The organism is Cyclobacterium sp. SYSU L10401 (assembly GCF_010993705.1).
GTDB lineage: Bacteria > Bacteroidota > Bacteroidia > Cytophagales > Cyclobacteriaceae > Cyclobacterium.
In genome coordinates this window covers 58418-72036 of record NZ_WOFO01000016.1, presented here as the reverse complement: position 1 = coordinate 72036, position 13619 = coordinate 58418, and the positions used below count along the sequence as shown (strand labels likewise).

Below are 13619 nucleotides of genomic sequence, written 5' to 3'. Positions count from 1 at the left end.
TTAATTTACTCTCTCAAAGGCATCATATGGCTAAAAAACTCTTTCCTTTAGACAAAAATTACATTCTCCAGCAAGCCCAGTTGGCCATGGAAAAGGAAATGATGGCCTTAATTACAGATGAATTAAAGCAATCTTTTATTTGTCTGTTTAACCCCTTGCAGCTGCAGGACGACACCTACCTGCAGATTGTCCGACATCAGGATTTTCCTGAAACACACTTGTCTATCATTTACAGACAACTTGCCGGAATCTATAGGTTCAGGTATGGATCAAATCAATTGGAAATCCTATTTGATGGAAAAACTCATTTTGAAAAATACCAGGAAGACTGGGCGCTTTGTTTAAAAAAATGGGTGTTTAAATTGGGTCATCAGGAAGCCTACGTAAAGGCCATGCTCAGAATAACCCTTCTTTATGATAGCCCCTCAAGGGCCCACTTTGCTGAAAACAGGTGTAAATCAATCATTAACGATTACTTTGAACTTTCTATCGTGAAAAGAAAAGGTGACCTTTTGATGAAAACCGGAAGCTGATTTTCGTCATTGGTCAATCTACAGATTCCAAAACCGATCTGAAGGAAACAAATTGGCTGCCAAATTTTTCAACAAATTCCTCTCGCAATACCTGCCCATACTTCTGTTGGAAAAATTCCAGATCCTCCATACCCTCAGCAAAAAACTGGGCAGAAAAATTTACCCCATCACCATTGTCCTCCTGAAGCAGCCGGAAAAATCGTTTTTCAAAAAATAATCCGGTTTGCATCACCTTTGGCAGGTACTCATACTTCATCCACTCAACAAATTCATACTCTCTTTCCTGGTCAATATTGATGGTAATATTATAAAGTATCATGGGTTTAACTATTTTTCTTTAATTTTGGATCGCATTTTTCTACTATACTTAATCATTTAAAAACAAAAGTATAAAAAATCCATTAACATAAGTCAGTACCAAAATTGTACCGAAAAACAAATCATTAATCCTGGCCATGAGCAGTCACACAGAAATGCAGTATTTTTTTAAACAAAATAAGCTGGTTATAGCTAAAATAGTTATATCAATCCTTCATTTGGTAGGCCTGATTGGGCTTTATTTGCCTTTGAGCAGATCGGTCTTTCAGGGCTTGACCCCACTTCACCTGCTGATAGTCACCGGCCTGTTACTTTCTTTTCATAATGATTTTAACTTAAGGTTTTGGCTATTTGCTTTATTTGCATTTACAGTAGGCATGCTATCCGAAATTATCGGGGTTAAAACCGGGCTGATATTTGGCGATTATACCTATGGACCTGTTCTTGGGCCTCAGTTTTTCGGGGTACCATTGATCATTGGGATAAACTGGTTCTTATTGGTATATCTCACCGGCGGGATTTTTAGTGGTTTGATTAAAAATGATATCCTGGCAGCCCTATTGAGTTCTACACTTATGGTATTGATGGATATGGTGCTGGAACCTGTTGCTGTAAAACTTGATTTTTGGCAATGGGAACAGAAGGACATTCCCTTATCCAATTTTGTGGGATGGTTTCTAATCGCATTCATAATTCAAATCACTTACAGGAAAATAAAATTCAAGAAGAAAAACCCGCTTAACGTGTTCATTTTCATTAACTTAATTTTGTTTTTTTTCATTTTGGCAATTATCCTTGAATAGCCTAAACATTTTATAGCCCTTAAAGTTGATTATACGATGATCTATGCGCTGTTTTATATTATAATAGGTTTTTTAGCCATGGAGCTATCCGGGTGGTTTATCCATAAATACATTATGCATGGGCCACTATGGAGGATCCATAAAACCCATCACGAACATACCAAGGGTTATTTCGAGCTCAATGATTTGTTTTCATTGCTCTTTGGCAGCATTGCAATAGTTTTGATTTTCCTGGGACTTGAAAATTTTGATTACAGGTTTTGGATGGGAGTAGGAATAAGTTTTTATGGAATGAGTTATTTCTTTTTGCATGATATCCTCATTCACCGAAGACTCAAGTTCTTTGGAAAGCCAAAAAAAGGTTTTTTGGCCGGGATTTTCAAGGCCCATCAGGCTCATCATGCCAGCAGGTTCAGGGATGGATCTGTTTCTTTTGGATTGTTTTTTGTTCCTTTCAAGTATTTTAAAAAAAGATCGAGATGAGTAGTTATTCAATAAAGGATTTAGAACAACTGTCAGGAATAAAAGCCCATACCCTGAGGGTTTGGGAACAAAGGTACAACTTACTCAAACCCAAAAGAACGGAGACCAATATCAGGTTTTATGATGATGAAGACCTAAAGCTGATACTTAATGTGGCCTTGTTGAACGACAATGGCTTCAAAATCAGTAAAATTGCCAAGATGCCTCTGGCAGACATGAAATCAGAAGTGCTTAAATTGACGGAAAGGTCCTTCGCATATGATGATCAGATCCATTCTCTGATCATTACCATGGTGGAGTTAGATGAAGAGCGTTTTGAGAAAATAATCTCTACCAATATATTGAAAATTGGCTTTGAACTAACCATGCTCCACATAATCTATCCATTTCTATCTAAAATTGGTATTCTGTGGCAAACCGGAAGTATTCATCCTGGCCAGGAACACTTCATTAGCAACCTTGTAAGGCAGAAATTAATTGTGGCCATCGATGGTCAAATGTATACTGGCGGAGGCAAGAAGTTCCTTCTGTTTTTGCCTGAAGGTGAGCTTCATGAGATCTCCTTGCTTTTTTCCTGTTACCTGCTTAAGTCTAGCGGACACAAAGTCATCTACCTGGGTCAAAACACACCAGATGAGGATTTGAACAGTGTGTATGAAGCGCATAAACCAGATTATCTGGTCACTGTTATTACCACCTCTCCTTCAGGAGATGAAGTGCAAAATTATCTGAATTCACTGAGCGAGCGGTTTGCTGCGTCCGAAATATTGATTTCCGGCTATCAAATTATCGGGCAAGACCTGGACATACCTGCCAATGTGCACGTCATGCAATACCTTAAAGACATCAAAGATTATCTGGTGTCTCTCACTCATGTAGCATGATTCCAGCCTAATCATTTATATATCAGCTGACAGCTTTCCGGATTTTTTTCTGAAAAAAGATGTACCAGCATCCATGATTTTTTCATCAAAACCGGAAATCGGGTGTGCCAATATGCCCAGAATACAAATCGGGTGATTTTAAAGCCGAAATATGCATTAGGAAGCCTCTTGCAGACTGAAATTATGATCACCAATGAAGCCAAAACTTTTTTATAGGGTTCGGATTTGTCTTTAGAAATATGTTCTCCTGATATAATTATTCACCATTATTGTACTCTATGCTCCATTTAGGTAAATTTTTGTGATGAACGATTAATTATTGTGTGGAAATTTTAGGAATTCGCATTATCTTTCTTACGAAACAGGCACCCGGCACATTTCCCTAAAATTAGCTATTTCCATTCTCAATTGATAATTACATGGTACAAGGAATTCTGAGCACCCGCCTTCATTTTATATATGGGCTACTCACAGGATTGATTTTAATTACTTCCTGTCAATCAGGAAGCAACCTTCCTCCTGCCGACCCGGACAATGGCGGACTGTATCTTCCCGACGGTTTTGAAGCAGTAGTGGTAGTAGACAGTATAGGTAGAGCCAGACACCTGACGGTTAACGATAACGGGGACATTTACGTGAAATTAAGGGTTCCGAATGAAGCAGGACAAGGAGTAGTCGCCTTGAGGGATACCAATGGAGATGGCAAGGCAGATAGGGTGGAGACTTTTGGTGATTATTCAGACACGGGCAATTACGGCACCGGAATGGAAATCTATAATGGCTACCTCTATTTCAGCACAGCTGGAGAAGTGTACCGAACAAAAATAGACCCGGACAAACTGGTGCCAGAAGGAGAGGTGGAATTGATCATGAAAGATGATTATAAAAATGCAGTACATGGCTACGAGCACATTGCCAAGCCGCTTGCATTTGATCAGGAAGGAAACATGTATGTCCCCTTTGGCTCTCCCGGAGATGTCTGCCAGGAGTTCAACAGGAGACCCGGGGCACCGGGTATGGATCCCTGTCCTGAACTGGAGTGGCATGGCGGAATCTGGAGATTTGATGCCAACAAGCTTAACCAAACCCAGCAGCAAGATGGCTACAGGTATGCCACGGGCATTCGCAGTGTAGTAGCCATGGACTGGAACAAGGAGCAAAACAGCCTCTATGTGGTACAGCATGGCAGGGATAACCTCCACCGAACCTGGCCGGATTTATTTTCAAGGTGGGAGTCAGCCATACTTCCAGCGGAAGAGCTATTTAGGGTGGAAGATGGTACCGACGGTGGATGGCCTTATTTTTACTACGACCAAATGCGGGAAGAAAAACTCCTGAATCCGGAATATGGAGGCGATAAAATATTGGCTACCGGTGCTGAAAATGTAGAATGGCCACTTTTGGGCTTTCCCGGACATTTCGCTCCCAACGACCTTTATTTTTACCAGGGAGAACAGTTCCCGGAAAGGTATAAAAACGGCGCATTTGTGGCTTTCCACGGAAGTACGATAAGGGGACCTTATCCACAGGGAGGGTATTTTGTAGGATTTATACCCTTTCAAGACGGAAAGCCTTCCGGTCCCTGGGAAGTTTTTGCAGACGGGTTTGCACAATTGGATACCATTGTAAATACCGGAGATGCTGCAGCAAGGCCTATGGGCATATCCATGGGACCGGACGGGTCGCTCTATATAACGGAGAGTGTACAGGGAAAAATCTGGAGGGTCATGTATACCGGAGACAAGGAGGATTTTGGGGAGGCAGCCCTGGCTAAGTTGGAAGAGCGAAAAAGAACAAGGACAAACATCAAAAACCCGGATGAAGAGGCGGACAACCTGGAGAAAGGACTGCTGGAAACAGGGGCACAAACCTATAATATATATTGTGCCACCTGCCATCAAACCAATGGCAAAGGTGATGGGACTCGTTTTCCTCCCCTGTCTGAAACAGATTGGGTAACACGAAACAATAAGCGGTTGATCAGCTTAGTGCTCAATGGTCTGGAAGAGCAAATAGAAGTCAACGGGGTGAATTACAATGGTATCATGCCTGCTCATTCCTTCCTAAGCGATGTAGAAATAGCGGGAGTATTGACCTATATCAGGAAAAATTTCGGAAACAATTCTTCCAGTATTTCAGCCACCGAGGTGGCAAAGGTCAGGAATGAAATGCAATAACTTGCGTTACCTGCCTTAATTCCCTAAATTCAAACATCGATGAAAATAATACTATTCCTATTTATTCTAACGCTTGGCTTATATAAAAGTCATTTTACAGATACCATGATCCCTTCAGCACCCAATCCATCCGAGTACCTGGTACACCCGGTATCCAAGCCCATTAAAATCGATGGTAACTGGGAAAAACAAGAATGGAAAAATACTCCTGCAGCTGAAATAGCGCTTCACATGGGGGAGAAGCCTCTTTTTTCTCCCAAAACACAAGTTAAACTGCGGTATGACAAAAACAACATCTATGGCATCTTTAAAGTCCAGGATCGCTATGTAAAATGCCTGGTCCAGGAAATAAACGGTCCTGTGTCCACCGATTCCTGTGTAGAATTTTTCTTTTCGCCTGATGTAGCCGCTCCACTGGAATATTTCAATCTGGAAATTAACTGTTCCGGTGTCCCTCTCTTTCACTATGTCACCAGTCCCAGAAAAGAGTATAAGGTCCTGGATCCGGAAGATATCATGCAAATAGAAATTGCACATAGCATGCCGGATAAGGTAGATCCGGAAATCCGGGAAGATGTCACCTGGTACATAGAGTTTAGAATGCCGATAAGCATATTGAAGGACCATCGCAACATCACCCCTCCTGCTCCCGGGGTTACCTGGAAAGCCAATTTTTATAAAACAGGAAGTAAAACCAGCAACCCACACTACTTTACCTGGAACGAAGTAATCAATGAGAGGCCGGACTTTCATCTTCCCGGGTATTTTGGTGATCTTACCTTTCAATAATAAGCCAAAAGAACATGAAAAGATACAGCCTGCTCACCGCTTTTCTTTTTTCCTTTCTGATCCTTTCCAAAGGCCAGGAATATGACATTTTGATAAAAAATGGACATGTGATAGATCCAAAAAATCAGATAGATGAGGTGATGGATATTGCCATAACGGGAGAAAAAATTGCCAAAGTAGCCGCTGATATCAGCCCGGATGCTGCAAAAAAAACAATAGATGCGGATGGATTGATAGTTACTCCCGGACTTATTGATATACATGGGCATCATTTTTTTGGAACGGTACCCCACCGCTACCTGAGCAACAGCTTCACAGCCCTGCCTCCAGATGGCTTCACCTTCAGGGCAGGTGTAACTACTGTGGCGGATGCAGGTGGAGCCGGTTGGAGAAATTTCAGGGTATTCAAGGAACAAGTCATCGACAGGTCCGCTACCAGGGTGCTGGCCTTTATCAATATCGTAGGTGATGGAATGAGCGGGGTAGTTCCCAATGAGCAGGATCAGGGAGATATGGATGCAAAAATGACCGCCATGGTGGCCAGGCAATTTCCTGAAATTATCGGCGTGAAAATAGCCCATTACCGGGGACATCAGTGGGAGCCTTATCAAAAAGCCGCTGAAGCCGGGAAAATGGCCCAAATACCAGTAATGGTAGATTTGGGAGGGGCAGATCCAGCTTTGCCTTTGGATAAATTGTTTCTGGAAGTGCTGAGACCCGGTGATATCCTCACCCACATGTACGGACGCAATTATTCAGGGCATGGCCCTAAAGAAGCAGTCCTGGATGATTCTGGGAAAGTAAGGGACCATTGGAAGGAAGCACAGAATAAAGGACTCATTTTTGATGTGGGCCACGGTGGTGGATCTTTTTACTATGATATAGCCATACCTGCTACGAAACAAGGTTTTTGGCCGAACAGCATCAGCACAGACCTTCACACAGGAAGCATGAATGGGGGCATGAAGGACATGGTAAACCTGCTTTCAAAAATGATCAACCTGGGCATGAGCCTTCAGCAGGCAATTGCCGCCTCCACCTGGACACCCGCAAAAGTAATTCAAAGAGAAGAATTGGGCCACCTCAGCGAAGGAGCAGAGGCAGATTTGGCTATTTTTAGTCTGCATGAGGGAAACTATGGATTTTTGGATTCAGCAGGTGAGTCCCATTCCGGAAAGCAAAAACTGGAAACAGAATTAACCCTGAGAGCAGGGAGAATCGTATGGAATCTCAATGGATTGGGAAGCTCAGCCTGGCATGAATAAAATAAAAATGATAGGCTGAAGCTTATCTGATATAACCATTATAAACAAAATAAAACGTCAAAAAAATGCTTAAACCACTTCAATTATTACTGGCCATCGGCTTTCTATCCATTTCTTTTGCAGGCTACGCCCAACAGGGTCCGGAGGAGAAATTAAAATCCATGGGCATCACCTTGAAAACACCCGCTCCTCCGACAGCCAATTTTGTCAGGGCAGTAAGAACCGGAAACCTGGTATTTCTATCAGGACATGGTCCCGCACGCGAAGACGGGACTAGTGTTCAGGGCAAATTGGGCACAGAACTTACCATAACCGAAGGACAGGAAGCTGCCCGGCTGACAGGAATTGCCTTGTTATCTTCATTGAAAGCTGAAATCGGAGATTTAAACAAGGTAAAAAGAATCGTAAAGGTATTGGGAATGGTCAATGCCAGCCCTGAATTTACCCAACAACCCCGGGTAATGAATGGCTTTTCCGATTTTATGGTGGAAGTTTTTGGGGAGAAAGGGAAACATGCCCGCTCTGCTGTGGGAATGGGCTCTTTACCCAATAATATTGCCATTGAAATAGAAATGATTGTAGAAGTAGAAGAATGACTCAACAGGTACCATTCCAAGCCGGGATGAGCCCCAGACTCCAAAATTAAATGAAAATATGATAAGCAGAAGAAAATTACTTAAAAGATTAGGAGCATTACCACTCGTAGGAGGGGTAATAGGCAGTGGCATACCACTGAGCGGTTCTATGGCTGCAAATTCTGAAATTAGCCCTAAAAGAGATATCGTTCAGGAATTGGGATTGCGCAGCTTTATCAATGCAGCAGGAACCTATACGGCTATGACAGCCTCCCTAATGCCAAAGGAGGTGATGGACACCATCAATTTTTCGTCCCGGCATTATATCATGCTGGATGAAGTACAGGACAAAGTGGGAGAGAAAATTGCTGCACTTTGCCATGCAGAAGCGGCAACGGTCACCGCAGGATGCTGGTCTGCCATGGTTTTGGGTACGGCGGGTGTTTTGACTGGTAAAGACCAGCAAAAAATCCGGAAATTGCCCAATCTTGAAGGCATGAAATCTGAGGTAATTGTCCAAAAATCCCATAATGTAGGCTATGTACACGCCATTACCAATACCGGAGTTTCTGTGGTAGAAGTGGAAACTGCGGCTGATGTAGATCGTGCTGTCAATGGAAAAACGGCCATGATGTGGTTCTTAAATTACACAGCTCCGGATGGCAAGATCAAACATGAAGAGTGGGTGGCTTTAGGGAAAAAACATGGCATTCCCACCATGATTGATATGGCTGCGGATGTACCTCCAGTAGAAAATCTTTGGAAATACAATGATATGGGTTTTGATCTGGTTTGCGTTTCAGGCGGCAAGGCCATTAAAGGACCGCAAAGTGCCGGAATACTTATGGGTAGAAAAGACCTGATTGAAGCTGCAAGGCTGAGTGCCCCCCCAAGGGGAGGAACCATAGGCAGGGGTATGAAAGTAAACAAGGAAGAAATACTGGGCATGTATGTGGCACTGGATGAATACATCAAAAAAGACCACGATAAGGAGTGGCAGGAATGGGAAGATAAAGTAGCTTATGTGGCCAGCGTAGTGGAAAAAATAGACAGCGTCACTACGGAAGTATCTGTTCCTGAAATAGCCAACCATACGCCTTATCTCAAAATCGGATGGGATCCGGAAAAAATCCAACTTACCCGGGCCCAGATGCAGGAAAAGCTCCGGCAGGGCAATCCCTCCATTGAAGTGATCAGCGGCGGGGACCATGCGATAAGCATGACAGTCTTTATGCTCCGCCCCAAAGAAGAAAAAATTGTTGCCAAGAGAATCGCTGAAGAATTAAATATTGCTAAAGTATAAACCATGAAAATCAAAAGCCTTTTTATTATAACCCTGCTGGTTTTTTCCAGCGGGCTGATATCTGCCCAAACCTATGACCTGCTGATCAAGGGTGGGAGGTTGATTGACCCGAAAAACAATATCGACGGGGTAATGGACATTGCCATTTCAGATGGTAAAGTGGCCAGGGTAGCCAGTTCCATCAATGCAGCTGATGCCAAAAAGACGGTCTCGGCAGAGGGGCTTTTGGTCACCCCGGGATTAATAGATATCCACGGCCATGTATTTCACGGAACCCAGCCAAACCATTACCTAAGTGACGGGTTGATCGCTGTACCACCGGATGGATTTACCTTCAGGGTGGGAGTCACTACCATTGTAGATTGCGGAGGACCGGGTTGGAAAAACTTTGATACTTTTAAGAAAAACATCATTGATGCCAGCAAAACCCGGGTTCTTGCTTTCATGAACATCGTAGGTGAGGGCATGCGCGGGGGTGCCTGGGAACAAAATACCGGCGACATGGATGCCAAGTTAAGTGCGATGGTAGCCCAGCAAAACCGACAGCATGTAGTGGGGTTTAAAGTAGCCCACTACAGCAATAGAGATTGGATTCCCATAGACCGAGCGGTAGAAGCAGGAACCATTGCCCAAATGCCGGTCATTGTAGACTTTGGTGGTTCTACCCAATTCGAGCCACTCTCCATTCGCGAACTCTTTTTTGAAAGGTTGAGGCCAGGGGATATTTACACCCATGCCTATGCCGAACTTAACGGTGCCAGAGAAACCATAGTGGACAGAGAAACCAGGGAATTCAAACCTTTTGTACTGGAAGCTCAAAAAAGGGGAATCATATTTGATGTAGGATACGGAGGTGCCAGCTTTGAGTTGCGACAGGCCATTCCCGCACTGGCTGCAGGCCTGTATCCCAATACGATCAGTACGGATTTACATACAGGAAGTATGAATGCGGCCATGAAAAATATGCTCAACGTAATGACCACCTTTATGGCACTGGATATGGAACTTCCCAAGGTAATCAGTGCAAGTACCTGGGAGCCGGCGAAGGTCATACAAAGAACGGAACTGGGCCACTTGTCTGAAGGAGCCATCGCAGACCTGGCCATATTACGGGTAAGGGATGGTGATTTTGGCGTATGGGACCGTACAGGGCAAAAAGTCGAGACGGACCAAAGACTGGAATGTGAAATGACCATAAAAGATGGTAATATTGTATACGACTTCAATGGTCTGGCAGCCCAGGAAGTCATTCAATAAAGCCAATTCATAAAAATAGGTATACAATGCCTTCCCCCGGGGAGGGCATTTTTTATTTACAGGGCCTTCATACACAAAGAACAAGGGAAAGCTATTCATAAACCGGGTATTTTTAAATAAAGTCTGAAATACAGCTACATAAATGGAACTGGTGACTAATTCCGCCCTGACTTTCATGTGTTTATATTTTTTTTAATAGGCCACATAGCCTGTCCCGATACTAAATCGGGAGAATCTTTGACGATTAAAATAATCATTGCTCTGTGTGTTTAATGATGATTTTAATCGTGTCGATTTCATGTTAAACCCGAAATATGCATTAGGAATTCTATTGCAAACTGGAATTACTTCAAAATCAGTCCCTTCGTTGCAGTTTTCAACTTCACCATAGCAGTGCTAGTTTCCAAACTGCCTGATTTTTTGATTTCTGAAAACATGGATAGTGAACTCGTTCCAAACAGCTACAAGGTAGCAGTGAGGACCGTTGCCAATGCGGCCCTATCGGACGGCCATGTAGAGGAAAAAGATTTTGATGCCCTAATGAACGCAGGTTTTAATGAGGATGAAATTCAGGAACTTTTTGCCCAGGCAGATCTGGTCAATATGCTCAATACCATTGCCAACATTTCCGGGATAAAAATTGATAATGAAATTGTAGAGTTAAGCTATTCCCTGTAAAATGGAAGTTTCCAATCCCTATTTGGGATATAAGATCCTCTTTGAGGCCATGGTAAAATTTTCTGCAGGAATTTCCATGATCAAAAACCTGGAAGAACTGCCTTTGGAAATCAATTTACATTTAAAATACCTGATAAACTTTCAGGAATTTAACTACTATTTTATCAAAGAAAATAAAGTGGACTGTCTATGGGTAAATCAAACGGGCAAAGCCAGCTATTCTACCTGCTCTCTGGATCAACTGGATGCTTTTGCCCAGCAGGTATTGGAAAGTGGTGTTCCTGCAAGCAAGTACTGCAAGGTAAGCAAAACCAGCATCCATAGTTGGAAATTTTATAATGAAAACAACCATTTCAGCTTGCTCCTCATCAGGTCTCATTCAGACAACCCTTTTGCAGACAAAAGCATTCCGTTGATCAAGGTGGTGAATAAAATATTATCCGCAAGAATAGAAAACCTGAACATGGTACAGCTGATTCATTTTCAAAACCAAAAATTAGCGCGTTTGACAACTGCATTACAGGCAAAAAACAAAGAAATTGAGGCACTAAACCGCAAGCAGGAATCAACAATAATCGAAAAAACAAGCCGCTTGAAGGATTCCAATAGTAAATTAAAAGGGCTGATACAGTTTAATTCACACCAGCTCAGGGAACCGCTTACCAGAGTTATCGACATGGTAGCGATTAAAGATGACCTACCGGTTGAAGAATACATCAGTGATATTTTACCCCTTCTCTCTGAATCTGTCCTGGATCTAGACCGTGCGATAATTGAAGTGGTACAAAGGTCAGAAGTATTTGATAATGAAGAGAATTAAAATTGAACTATACCATCATGAAATCGAGCATGCTCCATGCAGCACTCAGCACAAACAGCAGTATCCCTTGATAGCCCAGATAGTTGTCGTGGGGAAGGCATGCAAGATTCCATTTGGCCACTAAAGATTAATCATATGAAAGTGTTCTTAATTGATGATCAGAAAATTACCAATGTATTGAACCGAAAGTATCTGTCTATGATTCGGGAAGATTTGGAAATATTTGATTTTGACGATCCTGAATTGGCAATGGCCGCCCTGGAAACAGAAAAGCCTGAACTAATTTTCCTGGATTTAAACATGCCCATCGTCAGTGGATGGGATATACTTACCTTCATGCGTAACCGAAAGATTGAAATTCCGGTGATTATCCTGACTTCTTCCAGCAGCCAGCAGGACAGAGAAAAAGCTAATTTGTTTCACAATGTATTTTCCTTTCAGCTCAAGCCGCTGACCAAAAGTGGTTTCAATGAATTGCTAGAAGGGTATTACCTTCATGGAGACTATAAAACCTCCCTTTAAAGTCGCCTTTAGCCAAAAAACACGTTTAGTTGCTGTCCTTTTCCTTCAGGCTTACTTTATCAGTTTTGTTAACAATCTCTCTGATGATTTCATCTAGTTCTTCTGCGGAATCCATGATCATTTTTCGGAAATTTTCTTTTCCAAAATCTTTCTCCAAACTATCCATGGCCATCACCAGACTCATCAACCTGGCCAAAGGCGCCCTTACCACATGAGACTGCAACCAGGCTATTTCCTGTAGACGCTTGTTTTGATCTTCTATAGCATGAATATATTGTTCCCTTTCGGTAATGTCATTGGCCAGTACTACTTCTGCTTTGATGCCCTGATAGTCAATCACATTACTCTTGATCTCCACTGTTATGATTTCACCATCCTTCTTTTGGTGTTTAAAAAATAAGGGTCCGGGAGCTTTCTTTCCTTCTCTGATGCCTGAAATCACCATCTCAAGCCTGGAAATTTCCTCTCTCGGACGAATATCTCTCAGATTCATACTTAAAAACTCTTCCTTTGAGTAGCCATAGTGATCTATAGCCGCTTTGTTTACGTCCAGGAAGTCTAAAGTTCCCATGTCATACAGGTACATGGGTTGAGGACTTAGCTGAAATAGTTCCTTATACCGTTTTTCTGAGTATTTTAATTGTCTGGAAATGGCGTTTCTTCCAATGCTGTATACGATACTTTTATACAAGGAAGTAGGTGAGAGGTTATCTTTTAGCAAATAATCTGAAACCCCCAAAGTGAGTGATTTCATCCCGAATTCGATGTCGGAATAGCCCGTTAAAACCAAAATACTTACATCTCCGGCAAGCTCTTTGACCTTGGAAATAAGTGGTTCGCCCTGTAAATCCGGCAAGGTGAGATCCAGGATGATGGCATCTAAATAGGTGTCCGGGTCAACTAATTTTTCCCTTGCCTCCTCGAACGTATTGACTACGGTGAGATCCAGATTAAGGATTTTCTCATGAAGGTATTCTTCAATGAGTAAAACATCTCCGAGATTATCCTCTACCAACAATAAATGATACCCTTCCTGATCTTTTACCATTACAATCTACTAAAAAAACAAACCTGGTTAAGTCGCTAAAATTACTAACAAATAATCGTTTGCTTTGTTGCTGTTATTTATTCCGTGAAATCAACTAATATTTCAAAAACGCCTTAATTAAGAAAATATTAAATTTAAATCCAACCTTTATATGAATTTTATAA

General features: G+C 42.3%; 15 protein-coding genes. 13 read left to right on the top strand and 2 right to left on the bottom strand.

Annotated elements, in window-relative coordinates:
- Positions 1 to 26 precede the first annotated feature (26 nt).
- Positions 27 to 533, top strand: a complete 507-nt coding sequence (locus tag GL182_RS23415; RefSeq protein WP_163382366.1) for a hypothetical protein — start codon at positions 27 to 29, stop codon at positions 531 to 533.
- A gap of 13 nt (positions 534 to 546) precedes the next feature.
- Here the strand turns inward: GL182_RS23415 and GL182_RS23410 are convergent, their stop codons facing one another.
- Positions 547 to 852: a DUF4286 family protein gene (locus GL182_RS23410; protein ID WP_163382364.1), complete on the bottom strand. Its 306-nt coding sequence runs from the start codon at positions 850 to 852 to the stop codon at positions 547 to 549.
- Between the two features lie 136 nt (positions 853 to 988).
- Here GL182_RS23410 and GL182_RS23405 point away from each other — a divergent pair, with 136 nt between their 5' ends.
- From GL182_RS23405 to GL182_RS23350, 12 genes are all read left to right on the top strand, one after another.
- On the top strand, positions 989 to 1654 hold the full coding sequence (locus tag GL182_RS23405) for a carotenoid biosynthesis protein (protein ID WP_163382362.1): 666 nt from the start codon (positions 989 to 991) through the stop codon (positions 1652 to 1654).
- A 36-nt stretch (positions 1655 to 1690) separates the two neighbouring features.
- On the top strand, positions 1691 to 2137 hold the full coding sequence (locus GL182_RS23400) for a sterol desaturase family protein (RefSeq protein ID WP_163382360.1): 447 nt from the start codon (positions 1691 to 1693) through the stop codon (positions 2135 to 2137).
- Entirely contained in the window at positions 2134 to 3021 is an 888-nt protein-coding gene (locus GL182_RS23395; RefSeq protein ID WP_163382358.1) for a MerR family transcriptional regulator, read from the top strand. Before GL182_RS23400 ends, GL182_RS23395 begins: the two co-directional genes overlap by 4 nt.
- Positions 3022 to 3440: 419 nt before the next feature.
- Positions 3441 to 5198, top strand: coding sequence for a c-type cytochrome (locus tag GL182_RS23390; protein ID WP_163382356.1), 1758 nt, complete (start codon positions 3441 to 3443; stop codon positions 5196 to 5198).
- 39 nt (positions 5199 to 5237) lie between these two features.
- Positions 5238 to 5987, top strand: a complete 750-nt coding sequence (locus GL182_RS23385; RefSeq protein WP_163382354.1) for a carbohydrate-binding family 9-like protein — start codon at positions 5238 to 5240, stop codon at positions 5985 to 5987.
- A 14-nt stretch (positions 5988 to 6001) separates the two neighbouring features.
- Positions 6002 to 7252, top strand: a complete 1251-nt coding sequence (locus GL182_RS23380; RefSeq protein ID WP_163382352.1) for an amidohydrolase/deacetylase family metallohydrolase — start codon at positions 6002 to 6004, stop codon at positions 7250 to 7252.
- 65 nt (positions 7253 to 7317) lie between these two features.
- Complete coding sequence (locus tag GL182_RS23375) at positions 7318 to 7848, top strand: RidA family protein (protein ID WP_163382350.1); 531 nt, start codon at positions 7318 to 7320, stop codon at positions 7846 to 7848.
- Positions 7849 to 7906: 58 nt separating this feature from the next.
- The gene (locus GL182_RS23370; RefSeq protein WP_163382348.1) at positions 7907 to 9130 is read left to right on the top strand and encodes an aminotransferase class V-fold PLP-dependent enzyme; all 1224 of its coding nucleotides are present in this window, start codon (positions 7907 to 7909) and stop codon (positions 9128 to 9130) included.
- 3 nt (positions 9131 to 9133) lie between these two features.
- Positions 9134 to 10387, top strand: a complete 1254-nt coding sequence (locus GL182_RS23365) for an amidohydrolase/deacetylase family metallohydrolase (protein ID WP_163382346.1) — start codon at positions 9134 to 9136, stop codon at positions 10385 to 10387.
- A gap of 435 nt (positions 10388 to 10822) precedes the next feature.
- Positions 10823 to 11065 (top strand): hypothetical protein, encoded by a 243-nt coding sequence (locus tag GL182_RS23360; RefSeq protein ID WP_163382345.1) that lies wholly within the window; start codon positions 10823 to 10825, stop codon positions 11063 to 11065.
- Position 11066: 1 nt separating this feature from the next.
- Positions 11067 to 11885 (top strand): hypothetical protein, encoded by an 819-nt coding sequence (locus tag GL182_RS23355; RefSeq protein ID WP_163382343.1) that lies wholly within the window; start codon positions 11067 to 11069, stop codon positions 11883 to 11885.
- Between the two features lie 135 nt (positions 11886 to 12020).
- Entirely contained in the window at positions 12021 to 12407 is a 387-nt protein-coding gene (locus GL182_RS23350; RefSeq protein WP_163382340.1) for a response regulator, read from the top strand.
- A gap of 25 nt (positions 12408 to 12432) precedes the next feature.
- Here the strand turns inward: GL182_RS23350 and GL182_RS23345 are convergent, their stop codons facing one another.
- Positions 12433 to 13455 carry a PAS domain S-box protein gene (locus tag GL182_RS23345; RefSeq protein ID WP_163382339.1) on the bottom strand — a complete coding sequence of 341 codons (1023 nt, stop codon included), beginning with the start codon at positions 13453 to 13455 and terminating at the stop codon, positions 12433 to 12435.
- Between the last annotated feature and the right edge of the window lie 164 nt (positions 13456 to 13619).